The organism is Bacillus basilensis, assembly GCF_050630465.1.
GTDB classification, from domain to species: Bacteria; Bacillota; Bacilli; order Bacillales; family Bacillaceae_G; genus Bacillus_A; species Bacillus_A basilensis.
This window is the reverse complement of record NZ_JBNTQO010000015.1, coordinates 46526-65936: the sequence shown is the minus strand read 5'-3', so window position 1 is coordinate 65936 and position 19411 is coordinate 46526. Positions and strand designations below refer to the sequence as shown.

General features: G+C 35.4%; 22 protein-coding genes and 1 riboswitch. Of the genes, 8 read left to right on the top strand and 14 right to left on the bottom strand.

Going from position 1 to position 19411, the window contains the following annotated elements; genetic code table 11:
- Positions 1–10: 10 nt before the first annotated feature.
- On the bottom strand, positions 11–1048 hold the full coding sequence (locus ACQVV1_RS22600; protein ID WP_431169536.1) for an SDR family oxidoreductase: 1038 nt from the start codon (positions 1046–1048) through the stop codon (positions 11–13).
- A gap of 226 nt (positions 1049–1274) precedes the next feature.
- Between ACQVV1_RS22600 and ACQVV1_RS22595 the strand changes: the two genes are divergently transcribed.
- Complete coding sequence (locus ACQVV1_RS22595) at positions 1275–2024, top strand: CPBP family intramembrane glutamic endopeptidase (protein WP_242252745.1); 750 nt, start codon at positions 1275–1277, stop codon at positions 2022–2024.
- Between the two features lie 213 nt (positions 2025–2237).
- Here ACQVV1_RS22595 and ACQVV1_RS22590 read toward each other — a convergent pair whose 3' ends face one another.
- From ACQVV1_RS22590 to ACQVV1_RS22575, 4 genes are read right to left on the bottom strand one after another with little or no spacing between them, the layout of a single operon-like run.
- Positions 2238–3179, bottom strand: a complete 942-nt coding sequence (locus ACQVV1_RS22590) for a serine hydrolase domain-containing protein (RefSeq protein ID WP_242252744.1) — start codon at positions 3177–3179, stop codon at positions 2238–2240.
- A 26-nt stretch (positions 3180–3205) separates the two neighbouring features.
- The gene (locus tag ACQVV1_RS22585) at positions 3206–4096 is read right to left on the bottom strand and encodes an AraC family transcriptional regulator (RefSeq protein WP_242252743.1); all 891 of its coding nucleotides are present in this window, start codon (positions 4094–4096) and stop codon (positions 3206–3208) included.
- Between the two features lie 49 nt (positions 4097–4145).
- A complete protein-coding gene (locus ACQVV1_RS22580; RefSeq protein WP_242252742.1) occupies positions 4146–4616 on the bottom strand; it encodes a GNAT family N-acetyltransferase in 471 nt (156 codons plus the stop codon).
- 17 nt (positions 4617–4633) lie between these two features.
- Entirely contained in the window at positions 4634–5035 is a 402-nt protein-coding gene (locus ACQVV1_RS22575) for a DUF3980 domain-containing protein (RefSeq protein WP_242252741.1), read from the bottom strand.
- A 96-nt stretch (positions 5036–5131) separates the two neighbouring features.
- Between ACQVV1_RS22575 and ACQVV1_RS22570 the strand changes: the two genes are divergently transcribed.
- Positions 5132–5596, top strand: a complete 465-nt coding sequence (locus ACQVV1_RS22570; RefSeq protein WP_242252740.1) for an NUDIX hydrolase — start codon at positions 5132–5134, stop codon at positions 5594–5596.
- An 18-nt stretch (positions 5597–5614) separates the two neighbouring features.
- Here ACQVV1_RS22570 and ACQVV1_RS22565 read toward each other — a convergent pair whose 3' ends face one another.
- Complete coding sequence (locus ACQVV1_RS22565; protein ID WP_242252739.1) at positions 5615–6526, bottom strand: DMT family transporter; 912 nt, start codon at positions 6524–6526, stop codon at positions 5615–5617.
- Between the two features lie 125 nt (positions 6527–6651).
- On the opposite strand from ACQVV1_RS22565, the gene pdxR reads away from it, so the two are divergent.
- Both pdxR and ACQVV1_RS22555 read left to right on the top strand, forming a co-directional pair.
- On the top strand, positions 6652–8094 hold the full coding sequence (pdxR, locus tag ACQVV1_RS22560; protein WP_431169534.1) for a MocR-like pyridoxine biosynthesis transcription factor PdxR: 1443 nt from the start codon (positions 6652–6654) through the stop codon (positions 8092–8094).
- A gap of 81 nt (positions 8095–8175) precedes the next feature.
- Positions 8176–8616 (top strand): YaiI/YqxD family protein, encoded by a 441-nt coding sequence (locus ACQVV1_RS22555; protein ID WP_098272656.1) that lies wholly within the window; start codon positions 8176–8178, stop codon positions 8614–8616.
- Positions 8617–8702: 86 nt separating this feature from the next.
- Here ACQVV1_RS22555 and ACQVV1_RS22550 read toward each other — a convergent pair whose 3' ends face one another.
- The 6 genes from ACQVV1_RS22550 to ACQVV1_RS22525 form a co-directional block, all read right to left on the bottom strand.
- Complete coding sequence (locus ACQVV1_RS22550; protein WP_000358173.1) at positions 8703–9017, bottom strand: DUF3892 domain-containing protein; 315 nt, start codon at positions 9015–9017, stop codon at positions 8703–8705.
- A gap of 81 nt (positions 9018–9098) precedes the next feature.
- The gene (locus tag ACQVV1_RS22545; protein ID WP_431169533.1) at positions 9099–9923 is read right to left on the bottom strand and encodes a DUF2785 domain-containing protein; all 825 of its coding nucleotides are present in this window, start codon (positions 9921–9923) and stop codon (positions 9099–9101) included.
- Between the two features lie 130 nt (positions 9924–10053).
- Positions 10054–10725 carry a nucleoside/nucleotide kinase family protein gene (locus ACQVV1_RS22540; protein ID WP_431169532.1) on the bottom strand — a complete coding sequence of 224 codons (672 nt, stop codon included), beginning with the start codon at positions 10723–10725 and terminating at the stop codon, positions 10054–10056.
- Between the two features lie 112 nt (positions 10726–10837).
- On the bottom strand, positions 10838–11581 hold the full coding sequence (locus tag ACQVV1_RS22535) for a metallophosphoesterase family protein (protein WP_431169531.1): 744 nt from the start codon (positions 11579–11581) through the stop codon (positions 10838–10840).
- 13 nt (positions 11582–11594) lie between these two features.
- On the bottom strand, positions 11595–12521 hold the full coding sequence (locus tag ACQVV1_RS22530; protein WP_431169530.1) for an aminoglycoside phosphotransferase family protein: 927 nt from the start codon (positions 12519–12521) through the stop codon (positions 11595–11597).
- Between the two features lie 14 nt (positions 12522–12535).
- Complete coding sequence (locus ACQVV1_RS22525; RefSeq protein ID WP_431169529.1) at positions 12536–13333, bottom strand: VOC family protein; 798 nt, start codon at positions 13331–13333, stop codon at positions 12536–12538.
- A 206-nt stretch (positions 13334–13539) separates the two neighbouring features.
- Between ACQVV1_RS22525 and ACQVV1_RS22520 the strand changes: the two genes are divergently transcribed.
- Complete coding sequence (locus ACQVV1_RS22520) at positions 13540–14442, top strand: sulfite exporter TauE/SafE family protein (RefSeq protein WP_098556005.1); 903 nt, start codon at positions 13540–13542, stop codon at positions 14440–14442.
- Positions 14443–14481: 39 nt separating this feature from the next.
- On the opposite strand, the gene ACQVV1_RS22515 is transcribed toward ACQVV1_RS22520, so the two are convergent.
- Complete coding sequence (locus ACQVV1_RS22515) at positions 14482–14931, bottom strand: GNAT family N-acetyltransferase (RefSeq protein ID WP_309259013.1); 450 nt, start codon at positions 14929–14931, stop codon at positions 14482–14484.
- 384 nt (positions 14932–15315) lie between these two features.
- A riboswitch (Lysine riboswitch) is annotated at positions 15316–15508 on the top strand.
- A 112-nt stretch (positions 15509–15620) separates the two neighbouring features.
- On the opposite strand from ACQVV1_RS22515, the gene ACQVV1_RS22510 reads away from it, so the two are divergent.
- From ACQVV1_RS22510 to ACQVV1_RS22500, 3 genes are all read left to right on the top strand, one after another.
- Complete coding sequence (locus ACQVV1_RS22510) at positions 15621–17087, top strand: amino acid permease (RefSeq protein WP_063225258.1); 1467 nt, start codon at positions 15621–15623, stop codon at positions 17085–17087.
- Between the two features lie 114 nt (positions 17088–17201).
- Positions 17202–17507 carry an iron-sulfur cluster biosynthesis family protein gene (locus tag ACQVV1_RS22505; protein ID WP_142332764.1) on the top strand — a complete coding sequence of 102 codons (306 nt, stop codon included), beginning with the start codon at positions 17202–17204 and terminating at the stop codon, positions 17505–17507.
- 33 nt (positions 17508–17540) lie between these two features.
- A complete protein-coding gene (locus ACQVV1_RS22500) occupies positions 17541–18311 on the top strand; it encodes a DNA alkylation repair protein (protein WP_242252725.1) in 771 nt (256 codons plus the stop codon).
- A gap of 166 nt (positions 18312–18477) precedes the next feature.
- Here ACQVV1_RS22500 and ACQVV1_RS22495 read toward each other — a convergent pair whose 3' ends face one another.
- Complete coding sequence (locus ACQVV1_RS22495; RefSeq protein ID WP_309259015.1) at positions 18478–19251, bottom strand: MerR family transcriptional regulator; 774 nt, start codon at positions 19249–19251, stop codon at positions 18478–18480.
- Positions 19252–19411 lie beyond the last annotated feature (160 nt).

Genomic DNA, 19411 nt, shown 5'->3' with positions numbered 1-19411 from the left:
GAATTCTTATTTAAACCCTCTCTATTCCATACCACTTATCCAATAAAATCTTTTCTCTTTCCTCTAAAATACCTGCTTTTAATTCCCATTCGTCCATACCCTCCATCCAGTCATACACATCTGCAACTGTATCTTCTAACCTTCTAAAAATAAGCCCTTCTTTAACGGCACTCTCGATACTTATAGAAAATCCACCTTTCCACGGCTTCGTTTCCCCTTCTAATGGAAAAGTTTCTGGAATCCAAAAAGGCATTTCTGTCCAAGGCTGCACTTTATGTTCATTCATAAACGATTCCTCTACCCAAACGAATTCAGCATCACTATTCGTAACCTTTTTACACGTATTTAGTAGTTCTTCCATCGTCAATTCATCATTCGGACCTGTTATATTGAATGTACCTACTTTATTATTTTCTGCCATGTTGAGTCCAAAGTTTGCGATATCTTTTATATCCACTAACTGTACTGGACGATTTTTTCTTCCTGGTACTAACACGTTTCCCCCCTTTGCTACACGCCCGATCCAGTACGAAAGTCGATCTGTATAATCAAACATTCCTGCAAGCAGTCCTGCTCTTACGTGTAAAACATGCCCAGGCCAATATTTCTCTGCTTCTTTTTCACATAATACTTTGAGCGCACCATAATGCTCATAAGGAGTTATTTCTCCATTTTCTACAGCCTTTATTTGCTCAGCCGTTGGTTCAGCTTGTAATTTATAGTCTTCTTTTATGTCATGTGGAATCCAATCTTTATATACAGAAAGACTTGAGATAAAAATATAATTCTTTACATTATCTTTTAATACTTCTCCCACATTTCTAATATGATGCGGAGAAAATCCACACGTATCTATGACAACATCCCATTTTCGATTTTCTAAACTTGATACATCGTTATTTCTGTCACCGATTAACTGCTCCACTTCAGGAAAAATTTCTTTGTTTGTTCCGCGGTTAAATAATGTAACTTCATGCCCTCTGCTCAAAGCCTCTTCTACAACAGCTCTTCCCAAAAATCGTGTACCACCTAGTATTAGAATTTTCATGGTTCTCCCCCATTCGCGATTGAAATTCCTTTCTTTTGTTAAACGATTTTTTGTGGTGGAAAGTTACGGGGAAAGCTTAATTTTTTCTACAAGTTCAATATATGTAATTCCGACGCTTTTTCTATGCTAAAAACAATAATATGGAAATATTCATTCTGTCGGTTTCCATTTCATATATAATTAAAATATCGGATATTCGATTAACCACTTATACATACTTAGGCAGGTGAAAAATATTAATAAACACATAGTTTATCATTCAACATTATGTATTTATTTTCTCACATCACTTGTATATATCATCTTGCTGAACATAGAAAATGGTCGTAATTATTTGGGGTTTACAATGGTTGTTCCGCTTTTAGCAGTTATTTCATATCAAACATTATATAAGAAACAAAAAATAGTTCATACACTTGGAATTTCACGTCCAAAAATAAAAACACTAATTTTCTCCATATTATTTCCACTACTTCTAGGGCTATGTCTCCATTTTTATTTTTATGATATAAAGTTCTTATATAATCATTGGAATGAGTTAGGATTCCTCTTGCTCGTTGGTCTTACAGTCGGATCTTTATCTGCATTTTTAGAAGAGATGATATGGCGTGGGAATTTTCATTACTATTTACGAAAAAAATATTCATTCAAACAAACAGCTATTATTATAGCTTTTCTCTGGTCTTTATGGCATATACCAGTAGCAATCTTTTATAAAAATTATGAGTTTCAACTTGTAGGAATATTAAGTTATCTCTCTTTATTATTTATATTATCTATAATTTTGACGTACACGAGAGAATATGATGGTTCTGTAATATCACCCGCTATTTTACATGGTATGTTTAATGTATTTTATTTAACAGATGTAGTGCAAAACAAGTGGGATGCCAGTCTAATAGAATTAATTAAATTTATCTTCCTAGCAATTATACTCGGCATAATGTACCTTATACATCGCAAAGATAAAGAATAGTTAAAAGTAAAAAAGTTGTTTCCGCTTTTAATGGAAAATACCATTAATAGATTATATAGTACTTCAACACCTTACAATTATTCAATAATCGTATAGGTGTTGAAGTTTTTTAATCTTAGTTAAACAATTTTGTTCTCACACCACTTATTTTTAATACGGGGAACAAAACAAGTATAACTAGACCTTTATTCTTATTTTCATAATATAAACATATTAACCTTTTATATAAGGAAGTATATACTCTTTCATTAACTTCCATCTATCCCCTGCATTTGGTATAATTTCAGAGGCAATCACCACCACCAATTCCCTCTCCGGAATACAACAAATCATATTCCCACCATCGCCCACTGCACAGTATGAAAAGATTCCATCTTCTTCTCGTAACCACCATAAGTAACCATATTGATTTGTGTTCATTTCTGTTGATTCTCTTATCCATAATGTTGATAGAATTTGTTTTCCATTATGAGTACCTTCGTTTAAATACAAACTTCCAAACTTAGCCATATCTCTAACCATTAACGTTAGTCCCCATCCGCCAGTTGAAATACCGTTTGGATCATGAACCCATCCTTTTACATCTTTTCCGAATAAGTCATCGAATCCAAATGCTATCATATTGTAGTTTGGAATTTCTTTCATACCGAGTGGCTGAAATAGCTGTTCATTCGCAAATTCACGCGCACTTTTTCCTGTTATACTCGTAATAATTGCGGATAGTACATGTGCTCCTGCAGATGAGTATTTAAAAGAACCGATTTCCCCGCCGTTCCCCATTCTATTAAGTGTATACTGTACCCAGTCTGGTTGTGTACATAGTTCTTCTAACGGTTCCTGCCAATCTACAAAAGAATATGGAGCTGTCATTGTTAGAAGATGGCGTACTGTTATTTCAGATGACTTAACTTTATATTCAGGGAAAAATTCTATTACTCTTTGATCAATGCTTTTTATATAGCCTTTATCTACACATATCCCAATTAACGCAGAAATAATCGTTTTTGTAACAGATGCTACATGAAATGCATCATCTGGACCTTGGCCGTTATAATATTTTTCAAAAATAATATTACCTTTCTGCATTACTAACATACCGTTTATATTTTTATAGTCTTCTTTTATAATGGAATCTAACTTTTCAGCGGTTTTCATCCTTCTTCCCCCTCAATAATCTATCATTAAAAAGGTTCGATAGGTACATATATATCAACTATATGTTTATTTTCCGGGTGCTGCCTTGGGTCATTTTTATACATTTCAAAAGGATACGCATCTCTCGGTTTATATCCGCTATTTGGTAGCCATTCACCGTATAAAAAATCCCATGCACCTTTGTATTCATCTTGGCGTATTTCGAAGTGACCTATCGCATACTTTCCAGAAGGTATTACCATTATTCCAATGTCGCTCGTTTCTACTGCGGACTCATTCGGAATTGTTATACATAAACTTGTTCTTAAATGATAGTCCTCCGTAAATTCATGATGATCGTGGTAAATGGTTAATACTTTCGTATCCTCAAATACATGATAGTTTTCTTCCGCTGCGTAATGAAATAATTTCTCTATCATTTTCGGAAAAGCTATAGTTAACTCTTCATATGTACCGATATGTCTTATGTATGCGACTTTCATATCGTCCGCTGTTACAATTTCAATATCTCCTCGAACCTTCTTACATTCATTGTATTGAGAAGGTTCACTTACGTCTTTGCAATTCTTGCTATTGTAGTTACGATAGTGAGATGGACTTACTCCGTAATAATTTTTAAATGTACGGGAGAAAACTGCCGAATCTGTGAAACCAAAGTGATACGCAATATCTGTAATGGTCATATCTGTACGATATGTAAGTAGATTTGTTGCCCTTTCTAACTTCAATCGGTTTACATACCGAGATAACGGTTCATCTACTATTCCTTTAAAAATTCTATGAAAATGATACTTCGAAAACCCTGCTACATCTGCTAGCTCTTCAATTGAAAGTGAATCATTTATGTGTGATTCTATATAATTTTGTACTTTGTATATGCGCTGTAAATACTCATTTCTACTTTGTTTACTCTCCATACTTTTTAGCTCCTCACAACAAAAAGGCTAACTTTGTGCTAGCCTAATTTTACACATGTTTCAAAAATAAAACTCTGCTACCACCGTTCCCGTCATAATTTGTATGTACCGATACACCCTCTATCTCATCATCCCCAGCCTCAATTCGAAAACCAATCTCCCTATGAAACTGTATCGATTTTTTATTAACTGGTGATGTGATTGCTTTTACAACTTTACGGTTATTTGCACGAGCAATATCAAAGAAATATGAATACAATGTCGTTGCGATTCCTCTTCTTCTATACTTCGGATTGACACCAATAAAATGAACGTACGCTTCCTCTTTATGCGTTTGCGAAAATAATCCGCATAAGAAACCTAACGTTTCCCCATCTTCCTCAATGATAAAACTCGTTTCTTGAAAGTGAACGAAAAACAATTTTGGCAACATGGAAGCCATGTCTCTCCCGCCCCACCAATCATTTAAAACAGAATGAATCTTTACATAATCTTCCCCTTGTATGTTTCTTACTCGCATATATTTCTCCCTCTCACTCACTTCATTTTTCCATAAATTTTAATGACTGTTTCTACTAATAGGATGAATACCCAAATACCGCAAAATACAAGTACAGACTGGAATATGGATCCAATAATAATAACACCAACTGTACCTGATCCTGAAATTGATACTTCCCCAAATCCTGGGTCATGTATAAGAGATCCAGCAGAAAAAGCCATTAAAATAGATCCTATTAAATAAATCACACTCATTATTTTTAATATCTTTATAGAAAGATAAGAAGTTTGCTTTTCTTCCACTTGTGATAATTCGATTTCCCCGCTCGCAATTCCTTTTTGCAAACAGTCTTCACATAGAAATTCTTCCTTAATTTTTTTACCACCGTGCACCGTACCTGTTATCTCTTTACACTTTGAACATTTTCGATTTATCATGTTGTTATCACTCCAATCCATTAAGATTATACTTATATAATTCTGCATTTACCTTAATATTCCTTTTATGTATTTTATAGAGAAAGGTCGTGTTTTATGATTTCGAAGTTCACGTTTGGCTCTAAAAAACCTACCGTTCATTATGTATTAAGACCTAGTTGTTATGCGATTATTTTTAATTCTTCTTCAAAGATTGCTGTTATCCAAAAAGGAGACCGTTATTTTTTACCTGGTGGCGGTATGGAAGGTAATGAAACAAAAGAAGAATGTTTACATCGTGAATTACTAGAGGAATTAGGATGGGCAATTGAAATTGATCAGTATATCGGTAATGCAATGCGGTATTTTTATGCTGAAAAGGAAGATACATATTATTTAAATGATGGGTTCTTTTACATTGCAAACATGGCGCAGAAACAAACCGAAGCCTGTGAAGAGGATCATGTTTTAAGGTGGATGTCTCCATTTCATACTGTAGAGCTTCTCATTCACGATCATCAAAAATGGGCGGTTAAACAAGCGCTTTTAATACGAAATAAAAAAGGATCTCCTTCTATATGAAAGAGATCCTTTTTACTGTTAGCTTACTTTTTTCAAATTGAGAGCTGGCTTTTTGATTCCGCCTTTTTTTACAACATATAAGCCGATAAAGATAATAAGTCCGCCAACGAGTTGCATCATATTGATTTGCTCTCCAATTGTTACTGCTGCAAAGATAACTGCGAATAATGGCACAAGATACATATAAACCATTACTTTCGTTGAGCCTATTTGACTAATGCCGACATACCACATTGCTAGCCCAAAGATGGTCGCAAAGACGATTGAATATGCAAGTGATCCCCAGCTTGGCGTATCTACTGGCCACGTTAATGTGTTTACGTTGAATAAACAGTATATAACGAGAGGTACAATTCCAATTAAAGTAGACCAAGATGTGACTCTCATTGCGGAGTATTTTGTAATAAGAGGTTGCGCTAATATTGGATACCATCCCCAAGCAATTGCTGCGACTAATCCAATTATATTTCCGAGCCATGCATACTCATAAGTAGCTCCTCCTGTATGCCCTGTTAATAAAACAAATGCTGCACCAATAAACGCTATTATTGAACCAATTTGTACTTTCATCGAAAAACGCTCTTGCTTGTGTAATACTGCTAATATCCCTGTAAAAATAGGTGACATTGCAATTAGTAATGAGGCGTTCGTTGCTGAAGTATATTTCACAGATAGCATAAACATCGTTTGATACATTGTCGTTCCAACGATGCCGACTGCTACTAATCGTAACCAATCTTTTCTTTCAATACGTAATGAGCGTTCCATTAAAAATGTAATAAGTAATAATACCGGTGATGCTATTAAAAATCGTAAACTATTAAATTGAATGGATGACATAAATGCCACGCCATACTTTCCAATTGTATAATTTGCTCCCCATACTAATGCAACTGATACTAGGAGCCATTCCATTTGCCATCGTTTCATCCGAATCTCCCCTTCCATATTTAGCATAGTAAAATTGGCTGGATAAAACACCGTCCAATTGGCTGTTTTTTTACCCAGCCAATTTGCTATACTTGATGTAGTGAAAAGATACGGAGGCGTTTTTTATGGAATGGAAGCTAGATAGTGACAGTAAAATCCCTATTTATCAGCAAGTTGTTGACTTTATTGAAAAACGTATTACGTACGGAGAACTCCCTCCAGGTAGCTTCCTCCCTTCAGAACGGAAATTAGCTACACTGTTAAATGTAAACCGAAGTACAGTAACGACTGCTTATAACGAACTTCGTGCAATGGGGATTGTAGAAAGTACGACTGGTAAAGGTACACGTGTGAGTACACATATGTGGGGCGTTTCTCCTACATTAACGCCGAACTGGAGAAATTTCGTAGAAGGTGGTACTTTTTTACCAAACTTACCTTTACTTCGTCATATTCGGGCAGAAGTACAACAAAATGAAAATATTATAGATTTTGCAAACGGAGAACTCGGTTGTAATCTTTATCCTCACGATCAGCTACAAACGATTCTACGTGAACAACCGTTAACACATTCATTAAGTTACGATCATCCGCAAGGGTATCTCCCGCTAAGACAAGCGGTAGTAAAATATATGAAAGAATATTTAAAAGTTGAAGCAACTGAGCAGTCTATTATGATTACTTCTGGCGCACAGCAAGCCTTGCACCTTATCGTGCAGTGTTTATTAAATCCAGGTGATGCTGTTGCTTTCGAAAGTCCTTCACACTGTTATTCGTTACCACTATTCCAATCAACGGGTATTCGTATTTTCCCATTACCTGTTGATGAACACGGTATTAATCCAGATGATGTGCAAGAGTTATATCGAAAGCATCGTATTAAAATGATTTTTTTAAATCCAAATTTCCAAAATCCTACAGGCACAATGCTGCATCCAAACCGTAGAAAAAAACTATTATCACTTTGCGCTGACTTACGAATTGCGATTGTTGAAGATGATCCGTCTAGTTTACTTACGTTAGAAAAGAAACAACCTTGTCCTACTTTGAAATCGATTGATGAAAATGGAACAGTCATTTATGTACATTCCTTATCAAAGATGATTGCACCAGGATTACGAGTCGGCTGGCTTGTTGCCCCGCAGTCTGTAGTAGAAAGGTTATCCGACGCAAGGCACCAAATGGAATTAGGTATGAGCATATTCCCGCAGTGGCTTATGCAGCAATTTTTCGAAACTGTACCATTTCAGTCTCATATCGTACCATTACGAAAACAACTAGCAGAAAAAAGAGACGTTATCGTTCGCGCCCTAAACGAGCAACTTCACGACAAAATCTCTTTTTCAAACCCGACCGGCGGTATATACATATGGGGGAAATTAAACGAACCGATAAACGAAAAACAACTCATTATGCAAAGCTTAAAACAAGAAATTGCTTTTATGCCGGGGAGTATTTTCGGCGCGAAAGATGGTTATATTCGTTTATCTTATGGAAAAGTGAATATTGATCAAATTGAGGAAGGTATTTCTCGTTTGCGGAAGGCTATTTTGGTTTGCGAAAAGTAACTTATGATAAAGAGATCTCGTTTGACAAAACCTAAATCTACCATTATTATCAACACGAACCTAGTTATAGGAGTGATACCAATGAAAATTTACGTTGATGCAGATGCTTGTCCTGTAAAAGATGTAATTATTTTTGAAGCTACGAATGCGGAAATTCCTGTTACCCTCGTTACTAGCTTTTCTCATTATTCTAATGCAGAGCAGCCAAAAGGTGTGGAGACCATTTATGTTGATTCTGGAGCAGATGCTGCGGATTACCGGATTATGCAGTTAGCTAAAAAAGAAGATTTAATCGTAACACAAGATTACGGTCTTGCTTCGCTCGCTTTAGCAAAAGGCTGTATCGTACTACACCATAAAGGCTATAAGTATACGAATGATAACATTGAACAATTGTTACAAACACGATATTTAAGTGCAATGGTTCGAAAGAGTGGTAAACGTACAAAGGGACCGAAACCATTTACAGCAGAAGATAAAGAGAAATTTAGAGCGCTCTTTAAAAGTATAATCGCACTTTAAAAATGAATCGTCTATTTGCAAGGAAAACTTCGCAAAACAAAGAAGAGAATATCCAAATGAACATTCTCTTCTTGAGGTTTACCCGTTTAAAATGAAGGTAAATTATCTAAGTTATTTTCTTTTATTCCATCAGGTTCACTACGTATAATATCTCTGCCATACTTATGAAATACGTCCACATGAGCTAACTTCCCTGATTTTGCTTCATTAAGAGCAGTCATATAATCTAATTCTCTTCCACTACTTGTTTTAAAGGCAATTAAATCCCCATCATCATTTTTACGAACGGCAACAATTTGTTCTGCCCCTGAATTGACCTCATGGCCTACTTCAAATTGAGCTTGCTCTTCCCCTTGATGTAAATAATCATTATAAACTTTTTCAAAGTCTTTTTTGTCCATAAATTTCACCTCCAACACATTTTATTAGTATGGTTGGGAGGTATTGGTTTTATGTGCTATGCTCTTAATTTGGATATATTTTTAATACCTACGCAACCCCCTCAAAGTCTCCAATATATCATCTGTAAAGGCTATGCTACCCTCTGTCTCTAAAACTCTGAAATATAAACTTCTCAGGAAAGATCTAATATTTTGTACTAAAATAGCATGCTGCGGAGGTCGGACGTCTTCAACAGTTGCTATACTATGTAGCCAGTTGCCCCACTCTTCTTCCGTTAAAAGATTTTGGTTACGTAACGACATAATTGGTTTTACTAATCTCTCATCCTCAAAGTGTATGTACGCGTAGTCATTTAAACGAACCTTCTGACGAACAGCAGCTAGTATTGCATATGAAAACTCACGATTTCGTATTGTACGCGCTAACGCATCTAGCGCATCAGCAGCGTGTGCTGTAGAATGTGCCCAGCCTTTTCCTTCTACGTAACCCCTTACATCTTCTTCTAAATATACATATTCCAACACTTGTTCTGCCACACTGTACAGTTGTTCTTCGGATAACAATGGCTCTCTTTCATGAACAGATAAAATAAGTGGTGGAATTAATACGGAGAACGCACGTTTAAACACAGAGTCTGTTCCCTTTTCACCAATTTTATAAAATAAATAATCAGGACTAATTGCCTGTAACATTAACCCTCGTAATTCTTTTTGTCTAAACACATCATTTGTAATCCATTTGTGAAGCGTACTATAAATTAAATCATCACGTAATTCAGCATCGGATGATCCGATATAATCTAGCATCCACTGTGCATATGGATATGCATCTACGTCTTCTGGTACAGCATAATTATTATTTTTAATTTGTAGCAGTTCTTCTTTTAGTTCTAGTACTTCATTCATTATATTTCCTATCCCCTTTTTACGTTTTTTTATTGCCTTATCCCCCGTTTTTCACTTACTATAAATTAATTTAATTATACGAGAATTATAACTATAAATAAAAGGCTATACATATACTTTTGATTGTGTATTACTTTCGCTCATGAAATATAACTTCTGGATTTTCTAAGTCACTATTCCGAAATACAACATCCGCACACTCTTTCGGATTATGCTCATCTATATACATCTTACAGGCCGCATGGTACCTATTCAAAAACATCTTATCTGCTTCTTCATAACTTCCAAAAACCTCAGTCTCGCGCTTTGCACCACGTTTTCTCGCAATCTCAAAATCTGTATCTACCAAAATTTTGTAATCGAATAAATGCTCAACTTCTTTTTTCAATAGAAATGTTCCATCTACTATTAATATCATATTTTGCGTGGCTACTAGTGGCTCATTATGTACAGGGATGTCCTTTTTTAAATTATGAGAAATCGTTTCATATTGTAAATTCCCGTTTGGTCCTAAAGGCTTTAATAACCTTTCTTTGAAAGCTGTATAATCGTGTGCATCTTCATAATACCCTCTTGCAGAATCTTTACCTTGTGCATAGCGAATCAATCTTGGATTATGAAAATCGTCAATGCTAGCACGTGTTACTGGTAACCCTCGTTTTTTTATTTCTTCCGCTAGTTCATTTGCAAATGTTGTTTTTCCTGAAGCTGTAATACCACTTACTCCAACTCTAATTGGATGAGTTAATTTTAACGTTAAAATACGATCAATAATTTCTTTGATGTTTTGTTTTCGACACATGATATTCCCTCCTCTAATTAGTTAACATAATATAATTACAAGTAACAATTCATGTCACTATTTGTCGGTAAGTCGATATCCTTTGTCAAATCGTTGATATATTATGATTGGCTTACTTTCCCTTAAACCCTCGATACAATGCAGTCCGTAACTCTTGTTTGTATTCCTCGATTTCGGGCATTTCTAGTTCTTCAGCTAACCGAATTGCCAATTCAATATCATACGGTACACGTACGAGTTGAATGGAAAAGCTCGCTGCTTCTTTTTCATTGTAAATTCCTTCGAATATTAAATAAGAAGCTTGTGTAATTTCAAGCGGATTTCCTACGCTACCAGCATTACATAACGTTTTTCCTCTGAAATTTTGAACGAATGCTTGGTGAACGTCACCGTAGCAAACGACATCTGGTTTTCTTTCTCCTTCTATATTCTCTGTGAGCTCACTATTTTCGAACATACTAATACGCTCTTCTCTTGAAGCGTGTGGTTGTATTCTTTCATATAAACTTCTCGGTGAAGCGTGGAACATACGAATCAGTTTCCCACTCATATAAAACTCGATTGAAAATGGTAAGCTTCTTAAATAATCATTTTGTTCTTCTGATAATTGTTTTTGATGCCATTTTAACGCTTCAAATTCAGTCGGTTTTGTAATAAAATCATCCCAGTTTCCCATTACGACTCCTTCACATTCTTTACGAATGATTTCAATCACTTCACTAGAATGAGGTCCTTTTCCTACTAAATCTCCAAGACAAATAATGCGTTCGATTCCTCTCAATTTAATGTCTTGTAGTACAGATTCTAAAGCTGGAATATTACCATGTATATCTGAAATTATCGCTATTTTGTCCATATGAATTCCTCCTTTATTTATTAAATTCACTTGATTGATACCATTTTGGAATATAGGATGAAAATTGATTATGATCTTCTAAAATTCCGTTTAACCTTTCCTTCATATCATCTACTAAATGCGGTGTGCTTCGGTTTGTCCAAACGATATCCGCTGGGAATGTCATTGCTGCATATAATGTATACAGTTGCCAAAATTGAAGCGATGGTTCGCCTCCGCAATAACCGTGAACTTGTCCAACTGCAAATGGTTTGCTTATTCTTGTAGTAAAAATCGCTACATTATAAAAATCGTGTATTGGATCGCCAAAATCATATCCACCAAAATCGATAACGATAAACTCCTTATTATGAATCATACTATTTGCTGGATGGAAGTCATCGTGTAAAAATGTGATTGGACGATTTTTCAATAAATCTTTATGATTTTCTACAAAGGTTAATACAGGCTTCAAATCCAGAAAGTTCACCTCGTAATCTGCTAATGCCTCTATGTATCTTTCGTACTTATTCCATCTAGATGTTTCCCATTTATTACTTGCACTTCCTCTTTCAATTGAGTGGATTCGCTTTAATACTTCTCCAGCTTTTCTTCCTGCATTATACTGTTCTTCCTCCGATAGCTTACTTAAGCTCTCTTCACCATTTATACCTTGGCCCCATTCAAATACTTGAACGCATTTATTTAATTTCTCAAGTTTTATGAAATGAATTAATTTGGGCGTTGGAATATGTAATAACTCTAATTGTTTCATATACGTATATTCTTCTTGTTTGCGTTCAGAATTAACCGCATCACATACTTTTACAAAATATGTTTCTCGATTCTTTAATTCAATTTTATATTTATCTTCATGTGAAAAACCTTTTGAAATAGCTGTACACTTTACAATACGAGGCCATTCTAGTTTTCTCTCTATCTCTCTAAGCATTTCTTCCACAACGTTCACCTCTATTAATATATGTACAAACTACCTAACACTTCATGCTCTCGTTTATTTTCCCCTTTAAACTCCACTGCAAATGGATATTCGCCATGATTCTTCAAACATTCTAGTACTACCCCTTCTCCAATTGGTTCACAAAACTGTACTTTAATGTCACCGAATGATACACTTTGGCATTCAGCATTCCACTCTTCACTTTTTACGACTGAGCTTGCAGTTAGCTCCATTACTTCTTTCCATTTCCGCACCGTTTCTCTAACATTTTTCACTGCATAATGAATTGTTTCAATTTGTTGCACTTTGTTTTTATGTTCAGTGATCGTTCCTATTTTATGTAAATCATTTCTTCTTTCTTCATCTGTTTCATTCCACTGTATAAAGAAAGGTAATTTCGGTCTGTTCTCTTCTTGCTTTACAAATAACATTTTCCATTCTAAAAGTCTGCCATCTTTTCTCACACGCTTCCCTTCAAATGGCCCTATCGTATGTAAACCATGCTGACTAAATTTCACTGCTAATTCTTCAATGGCATCTGTTCGAATTGCGAGTTGTAGCATTCCTTCTCCATTTTGTAATTTCACCACTGTTTCTTGTACTAATGGATTTTCTGCTTCTTTCGCTTTTTCTTCATGTTGAACTGCCAGAAATTCTATGTATGATAAATCAAAATAACTTAAACTATTCCAAGTACCCCAGTTCGTATGCTCTCCGCCTAATACAGTATGAAATCCAAGTTTCTGCATTTGTTTTGCCGCTTCCTCCGGTGTGCCATGAACTGCGTGAACGAGATGATCAAATAGTAACATGTCTTTCTCCCCTTTCTCTCCATCCTTTTATTGTATATTTTATTTTTCTTTCGTTCAATTCAAAAAACTTTAAAACCCAGTTGATTTATACGATTAATGTGTATTATAATGAAACAAATTTCAATATTGCTGATTGGAAAAACCAAAGGCACTTTTCTCACACGGGAAAAGTGCCTTTTTCATTTACTATTACAGGGGGATTTTTTATGCAGAAATTAATTGTCTTTGCTATTATTGGATTTTTCGCTCAATTGATCGACGGAGCGCTTGGAATGGCGTATGGGGTAACATCTACCTCACTATTATTAATGTTTGGTATCGCACCGGCTGTCGCTTCCGCATCTGTTCATTTAGCTGAAGTTGTTACAACCGCCGCTTCTGGTGCATCTCATATCAAATTTGGAAACGTTGATAAATATACCGTTTCCAGGCTTACATTGCCAGGAGCAGTTGGCGCATTTATTGGGGCATGTTTTTTAAGTAATTTACCTGGCGATGTCATTAAACCGTACATTTCCGTATTTTTATTTACTTTAGGGGTTTATATTTTATTACGATTCATTATTCAAAAACAAATTGTCACTTCAAAGAAACGTATGTCTGCTAAACAACTTGTTCCGCTTGGCTTATTTGCTGGATTTGTTGATTCAACTGGTGGCGGTGGCTGGGGACCGATTACGACACCTGTACTTTTAGCAAGAGGAAATGAGGCTAGAAAAGTTATCGGATCTGTAGATACGAGTGAATTTCCTGTTTCACTTGCTGCAACAATCGGATTTTTCATTTCACTTGGCTGGGAACAAGTAAGCTGGGTTTGGGTATTTGCGTTAATGCTTGGCGGTATTGTCGCAGCTCCAATTGCTGCATGGTTAGTACGCATCGTTCCAGCACATTTACTTGGCGTATTAGTTGGTGGCCTTATTATCTTTACAAACATTCGTACACTGCTCACTACATTTAAAGTGGATCCGACTATTATTTCACTTTCTTACGTGGCAGTTGGCCTTGTCGTTATTATTTCTATTTTCATTGCTGTTCGCAATCATTCCAATCGTTCTAACGCATCCACAGCCAAATATCCGAATGATCAAAAACAAATGCTTCCATAATGATAAAAATACCGCCCGATATACTTCGAGCGGTATTTTTCATTTTTCCATTCTCCAATTAATCATTGTTTCTGTAGTGCCAATTCTTTTCATATGTAATTTCTCTAATACACGAATCGAGCTTTCATTTTCAAGAAGTGTCTCCGCAATAATTGTTTCTACCTGTCCTGTTTGAAAAGTCCAATTTATTAGTTCTCTTACAGCTTCTGTCGCATACCCTTCATTCCAATATTTCTCAATAAACCCGTAACCAATTTCTACTGTATGTCCCTCATTTGGTTTCCCTTTAAACCCTATATCACCTAGAACGATGTCATCTTCTTTTCGAATGACATACCACGCCCCCCACGGTAATAAATCCTTATTTTGTTTTACATTTTCTACATGCCCTACAATATGTGGACCACTATTATATCCTTGCTCGTTAGCAACGTGAATACTCTCTTCTGTGCACGGCACTATATAGAGCCTTTCTGTTTCTAATTTCATATTGATTTCCCCTTTTCAATTAAACAATACCTCAATTTTATCAGAAATAAAAAGAATATTCATTTTATTTATCGGATTTATACTTATTCTTTGAAACGAATTTAAGGAATAATCCTCTTTTGATAGTTATGTCGAATTATATTTTCTGAATTTTCTTTTAATTTTAAAGGGTTTTTCAATATTTTTTGCGAAACATTTGTATAACAATTTTTTCTTTGCTTATTGCTACATAATAGTAGGTTCGGGTGGAGTTTTGCAAGCGTTTCCTATACAATAACCGATATTTTTTGACTTTTCCTAACAAAATATCTTGCAATATATTCAGAAACTCATTACAATTGCCATATATTAAAAATCTTAGCAATATATAAATCCTCATCAATCCGATGAGGTAGAGGTTGCGACTTTTAAGAGTAAAACGGTCGAGACACAGAGAATGTCATCTGACTCCGTTTGAAAGGAAAAGTTGCCGAAGTTTATATTTCTTCTCTGGAAATATGAGCTGGGGCTGTCTCCGAAAGGAACAGAACTGTCACGTTTACAAATTACCGTGTAAACGTGGGGTGCTATCTTAACGGAAGGATATGATGGGGTGGTTATTTGTGAAACGTTCCGCCAAATTCCTTTGGCGGTTTTTTGTATTTTTCTCCCCCGCTCCTTCCTATCTTACAAGAAAAGGAGTGTTGAACATGAATAGCGCAACGAATCAAACTACCTCTAAAACAGAAACTACAAATGGAAAAGGTGAATTAAAACGTAGTTTAAAATCACGGCACCTTACGATGATTTCTCTCGGTGGTACGATTGGTACCGGACTATTTCTTGCCAGTGGTGGTGTGATCCACACAGCTGGACCTGGTGGTGCATTAGTTGCATACGCCGCAATTGGAATTATGGTTTACTTTTTAATGACAAGCTTAGCTGAACTCGCAGCTTACATGCCTGTTACTGGATCTTTTAGTACGTATGCAACAAAATTTGTTGATCCATCACTTGGCTTTGCACTTGGATGGAACTATTGGTATAACTGGGCAATTACGATAGCTGCTGAACTAGCGGCTGTAACATTAATTATGAAATTTTGGTTCCCAGATACCCCTTCCCTCATTTGGAGCGGATTATGTTTAGCTATTATTTTCCTTTTAAACTACTTATCTGTTAAAGGGTTTGGTGAATCTGAATATTGGTTCGCACTTATTAAAGTAGTTACTATTATTATCTTTTTAATTGTCGGTTTTATGATGATTTTCGGAATTATGGGCGGCGAGACTGTTGGCTTTAAAAACTTCACAGTTGCAGATGCACCATTTAACGGCGGCATCATGGCAATTATCGGTGTATTTATGGCAGCTGGTTTCTCATTCCAAGGAACTGAATTACTTGGGGTAGCTGCTGGTGAAACTTCTGATCCAGAACGTAATATTCCGAAAGCAATTCGTTCGATCTTTTGGCGTATTCTTTTATTCTATATCCTTGCGATTCTCGTTATCGGTTTATTAATTCCTTATACAACTGAAAGTCTTGCCGCAAGTGATGTAACAGTAAGTCCATTTACACTTATTTTTGAAAAAGCGGGCGTTGCCTTTGCTGCTTCTGTTATGAACGCTGTTATTTTAACGGCAGTACTTTCTGCTGGTAACTCTGGTATGTATGCATCAACTCGTATGCTTTGGGATTTAGCTCGCCAAGGGAAAGCACCAAAGTTTCTTGGTAAATTAGATAGCCGCGGTGTACCTGTTAACGCATTAATCGTAACATCAATTGTCGGTAGTATCGCTTTCATTGCTTCTTTATTCGGTGACGGTGTTGTATACATTTGGTTATTAAACGCATCAGGAATGTCTGGCTTTATCGCATGGGTCGGCATTGCAATTAGTCATTATCGCTTCCGTAAAGCATATATCGCACAAGGAAAAGATTTAAAAGACTTACCATATAGAGCAAAATGGTTCCCGTTCGGTCCAATCTTTGCATTTGCACTTTGTGTCATCGTAATTTTAGGTCAAAACTACGGCGCATTTATGGGCGAATCAATCGATTGGAACGGTGTACTCGTTTCTTACATCGGTTTACCACTCTTCTTAGTACTATGGTTAGGATATAAATTTACGAAGAAAACAAAAGTCATTCCACTTGATAAATGTGAACTAAAATAAAATGAAACGAGCAAACAAATTTGTTTGCTCGTTTTTTTGTTACAAACCTCTTTACTTCCCTATTGCTCTTGTTTTTGCAATAATAAAGGAAATATAAATAAAGGTTGGGATACCATGAACATTCGCATTACTGATGAAGCAAAAGCAGCTATACATAGTCTAGAACGTGAAGACAAAAAGATTATTCGTATTAGAGGAACAATGACAAACTCTTGTAGTATTTTCGTTGATGTCGATTTAATTTGGGATACATATGTTGCAGATGATGTTGTATATGAAGATGCTGATTTTATTGTACAAATGGATTCATTCACGAAAGATTACACTGGTGATACGGTGAAACTTGATTATAAGACGACTGGTTTTAGTATTACGACTCCAAGTGAGACTTTAGTTTATGGATTGTCGATTAAAAAATAAAAATTGCTTTTAACTGACCACCGAGGTGAAAAAATGAGTAAATATGTTCCGCTAAAATTTTTGTTTAACGAAGAATTAGCAGAAAAAATGGCTGATTCTATTTGTAAACACGATCCTACTTTCTCTAAAAGAAACTTTGTATCTTCCGTAACATGTAAAGTTGAAAATTTAGAGTTAAAGCAGCGTATTGAAGTATTGGCAGATGAATTACACAATGCTTTACAAAAAGATTTTAATGAAGCAATACATATATTACTGAGAACTTTGGGACCAGAAAATACAACAGAAGTAGGCACATTTACAAACGGATATATGTACATGCCTATCGCAAAATACGTTGAAAAATATGGACTTAACGATTTTGAAACCTCATTCAACGCCATGTATGAAATAACAAAAAGGAATACTGCTGAATATACCATTCGGCCTTTTCTTGAAACATACCATGAAGACACGCTAGACATACTACAACAGTGGCTTCATGACGAAAACAGCCACATTAGAAGATTAGTTTCTGAAGGTACAAGACCAAGGCTTCCTTGGGCTAAAAAAATAGGAGCTCTGAAAGGTGACTTTAAGTACAATTTACAGCTTCTTGAACCTTTAATGAATGACCCTTCTAAATATGTTCAAAAATCAGTAGCTAATCATATTAATGATATTACGAAAGAAGATAAAGAACTTGTTTTTCAATGGTTGCAGCAATTACGCGACAAACAGCATCCTGTTAACCCTTGGATTATAAAACATGGGTTACGAACGGTTATTAAAAATGATACTTTGCCAAAAGATTTTTCTTTTTAAGTATTTTAAACAAAAACGCTTATACTTCAAAAATGAAGCATAAGCGTTTCTTTCTTTTGAATAAAGCAATAACAAACGTAACTCCCCCCCAATATTCCCCTTCTTCAATGAAAGGTCTATTGCATTATTTCGATGAAGCTAAGCCACCTACAATTGCTCATAAAATCTATCCCTCTTCCATTTCTACTTGCTTCATATAATATTCCATCGCTTGATTAAGCCACTTTTGTTCATCTTCTACGAAAGGCGAAGGTATCATATTTTCAAGTTCTTGCATATCCAGTTCTTCCACACTAGTATTAGCTAACTTTTGTATCAAATCTTCACTAAGAAATGAAAAAGACCCTCCTATATATGCCTTAACCATCTCTTGTACTTTCGAATCCTCGACTGGTTTACCATATAATTGTTTAACCTTTTTAGACAATTGAATAAACGTTTTATCTAAGGCAACTTTATCTTCTTCTCGTTTCTTTGATAATTCTTCCACGATATCTGTTAACTTATGGCGGTCCATCCATTCTTTGTGTGTATGTTCTGTATTCCTACCGTAAATAAGACTAAACAATACAGTACTATCTACTTCTTCTTCCTCTTCGACTAACTTCATTACTCTTTTAATTGCTTGCATTGATTGCTCAATTTGTTCGTGTTCTCTTTCTAACACTTGCAAATGGAGAGACAAACTTTCATTCAAATCAACACCAAAACTTGATTCGTGTAACAAATTAGCGACTTTATCTAGACTATAGCCTAGAAATTTTAGACTTAAAATTTTTTGTAAGGTTATAATATCGTGATACTTATAAATGCGGTGCCCTGAAGAAGGATTCTTTTCTGGTTGTAACAACCCGATTTCATCATAGTAATGCAAAGTAGGAATTGGTATTCCCGTTTTCCCTGAGAATTCTCCAATAGAAAACTTTTTATCCTTATTCATCTAAATCCCCCTATTAAAAGTATAGATTCATTATAAAACCTAAAGTAACTAGAGGTTCAAGAGAGAATTTAAGAAAATTCAAAAATATTGAAGTGCATGTAATCAATATGTATTGCATTATCCCGTTTCATTCAATAAGTTTTATTCCATTTAATGGCCC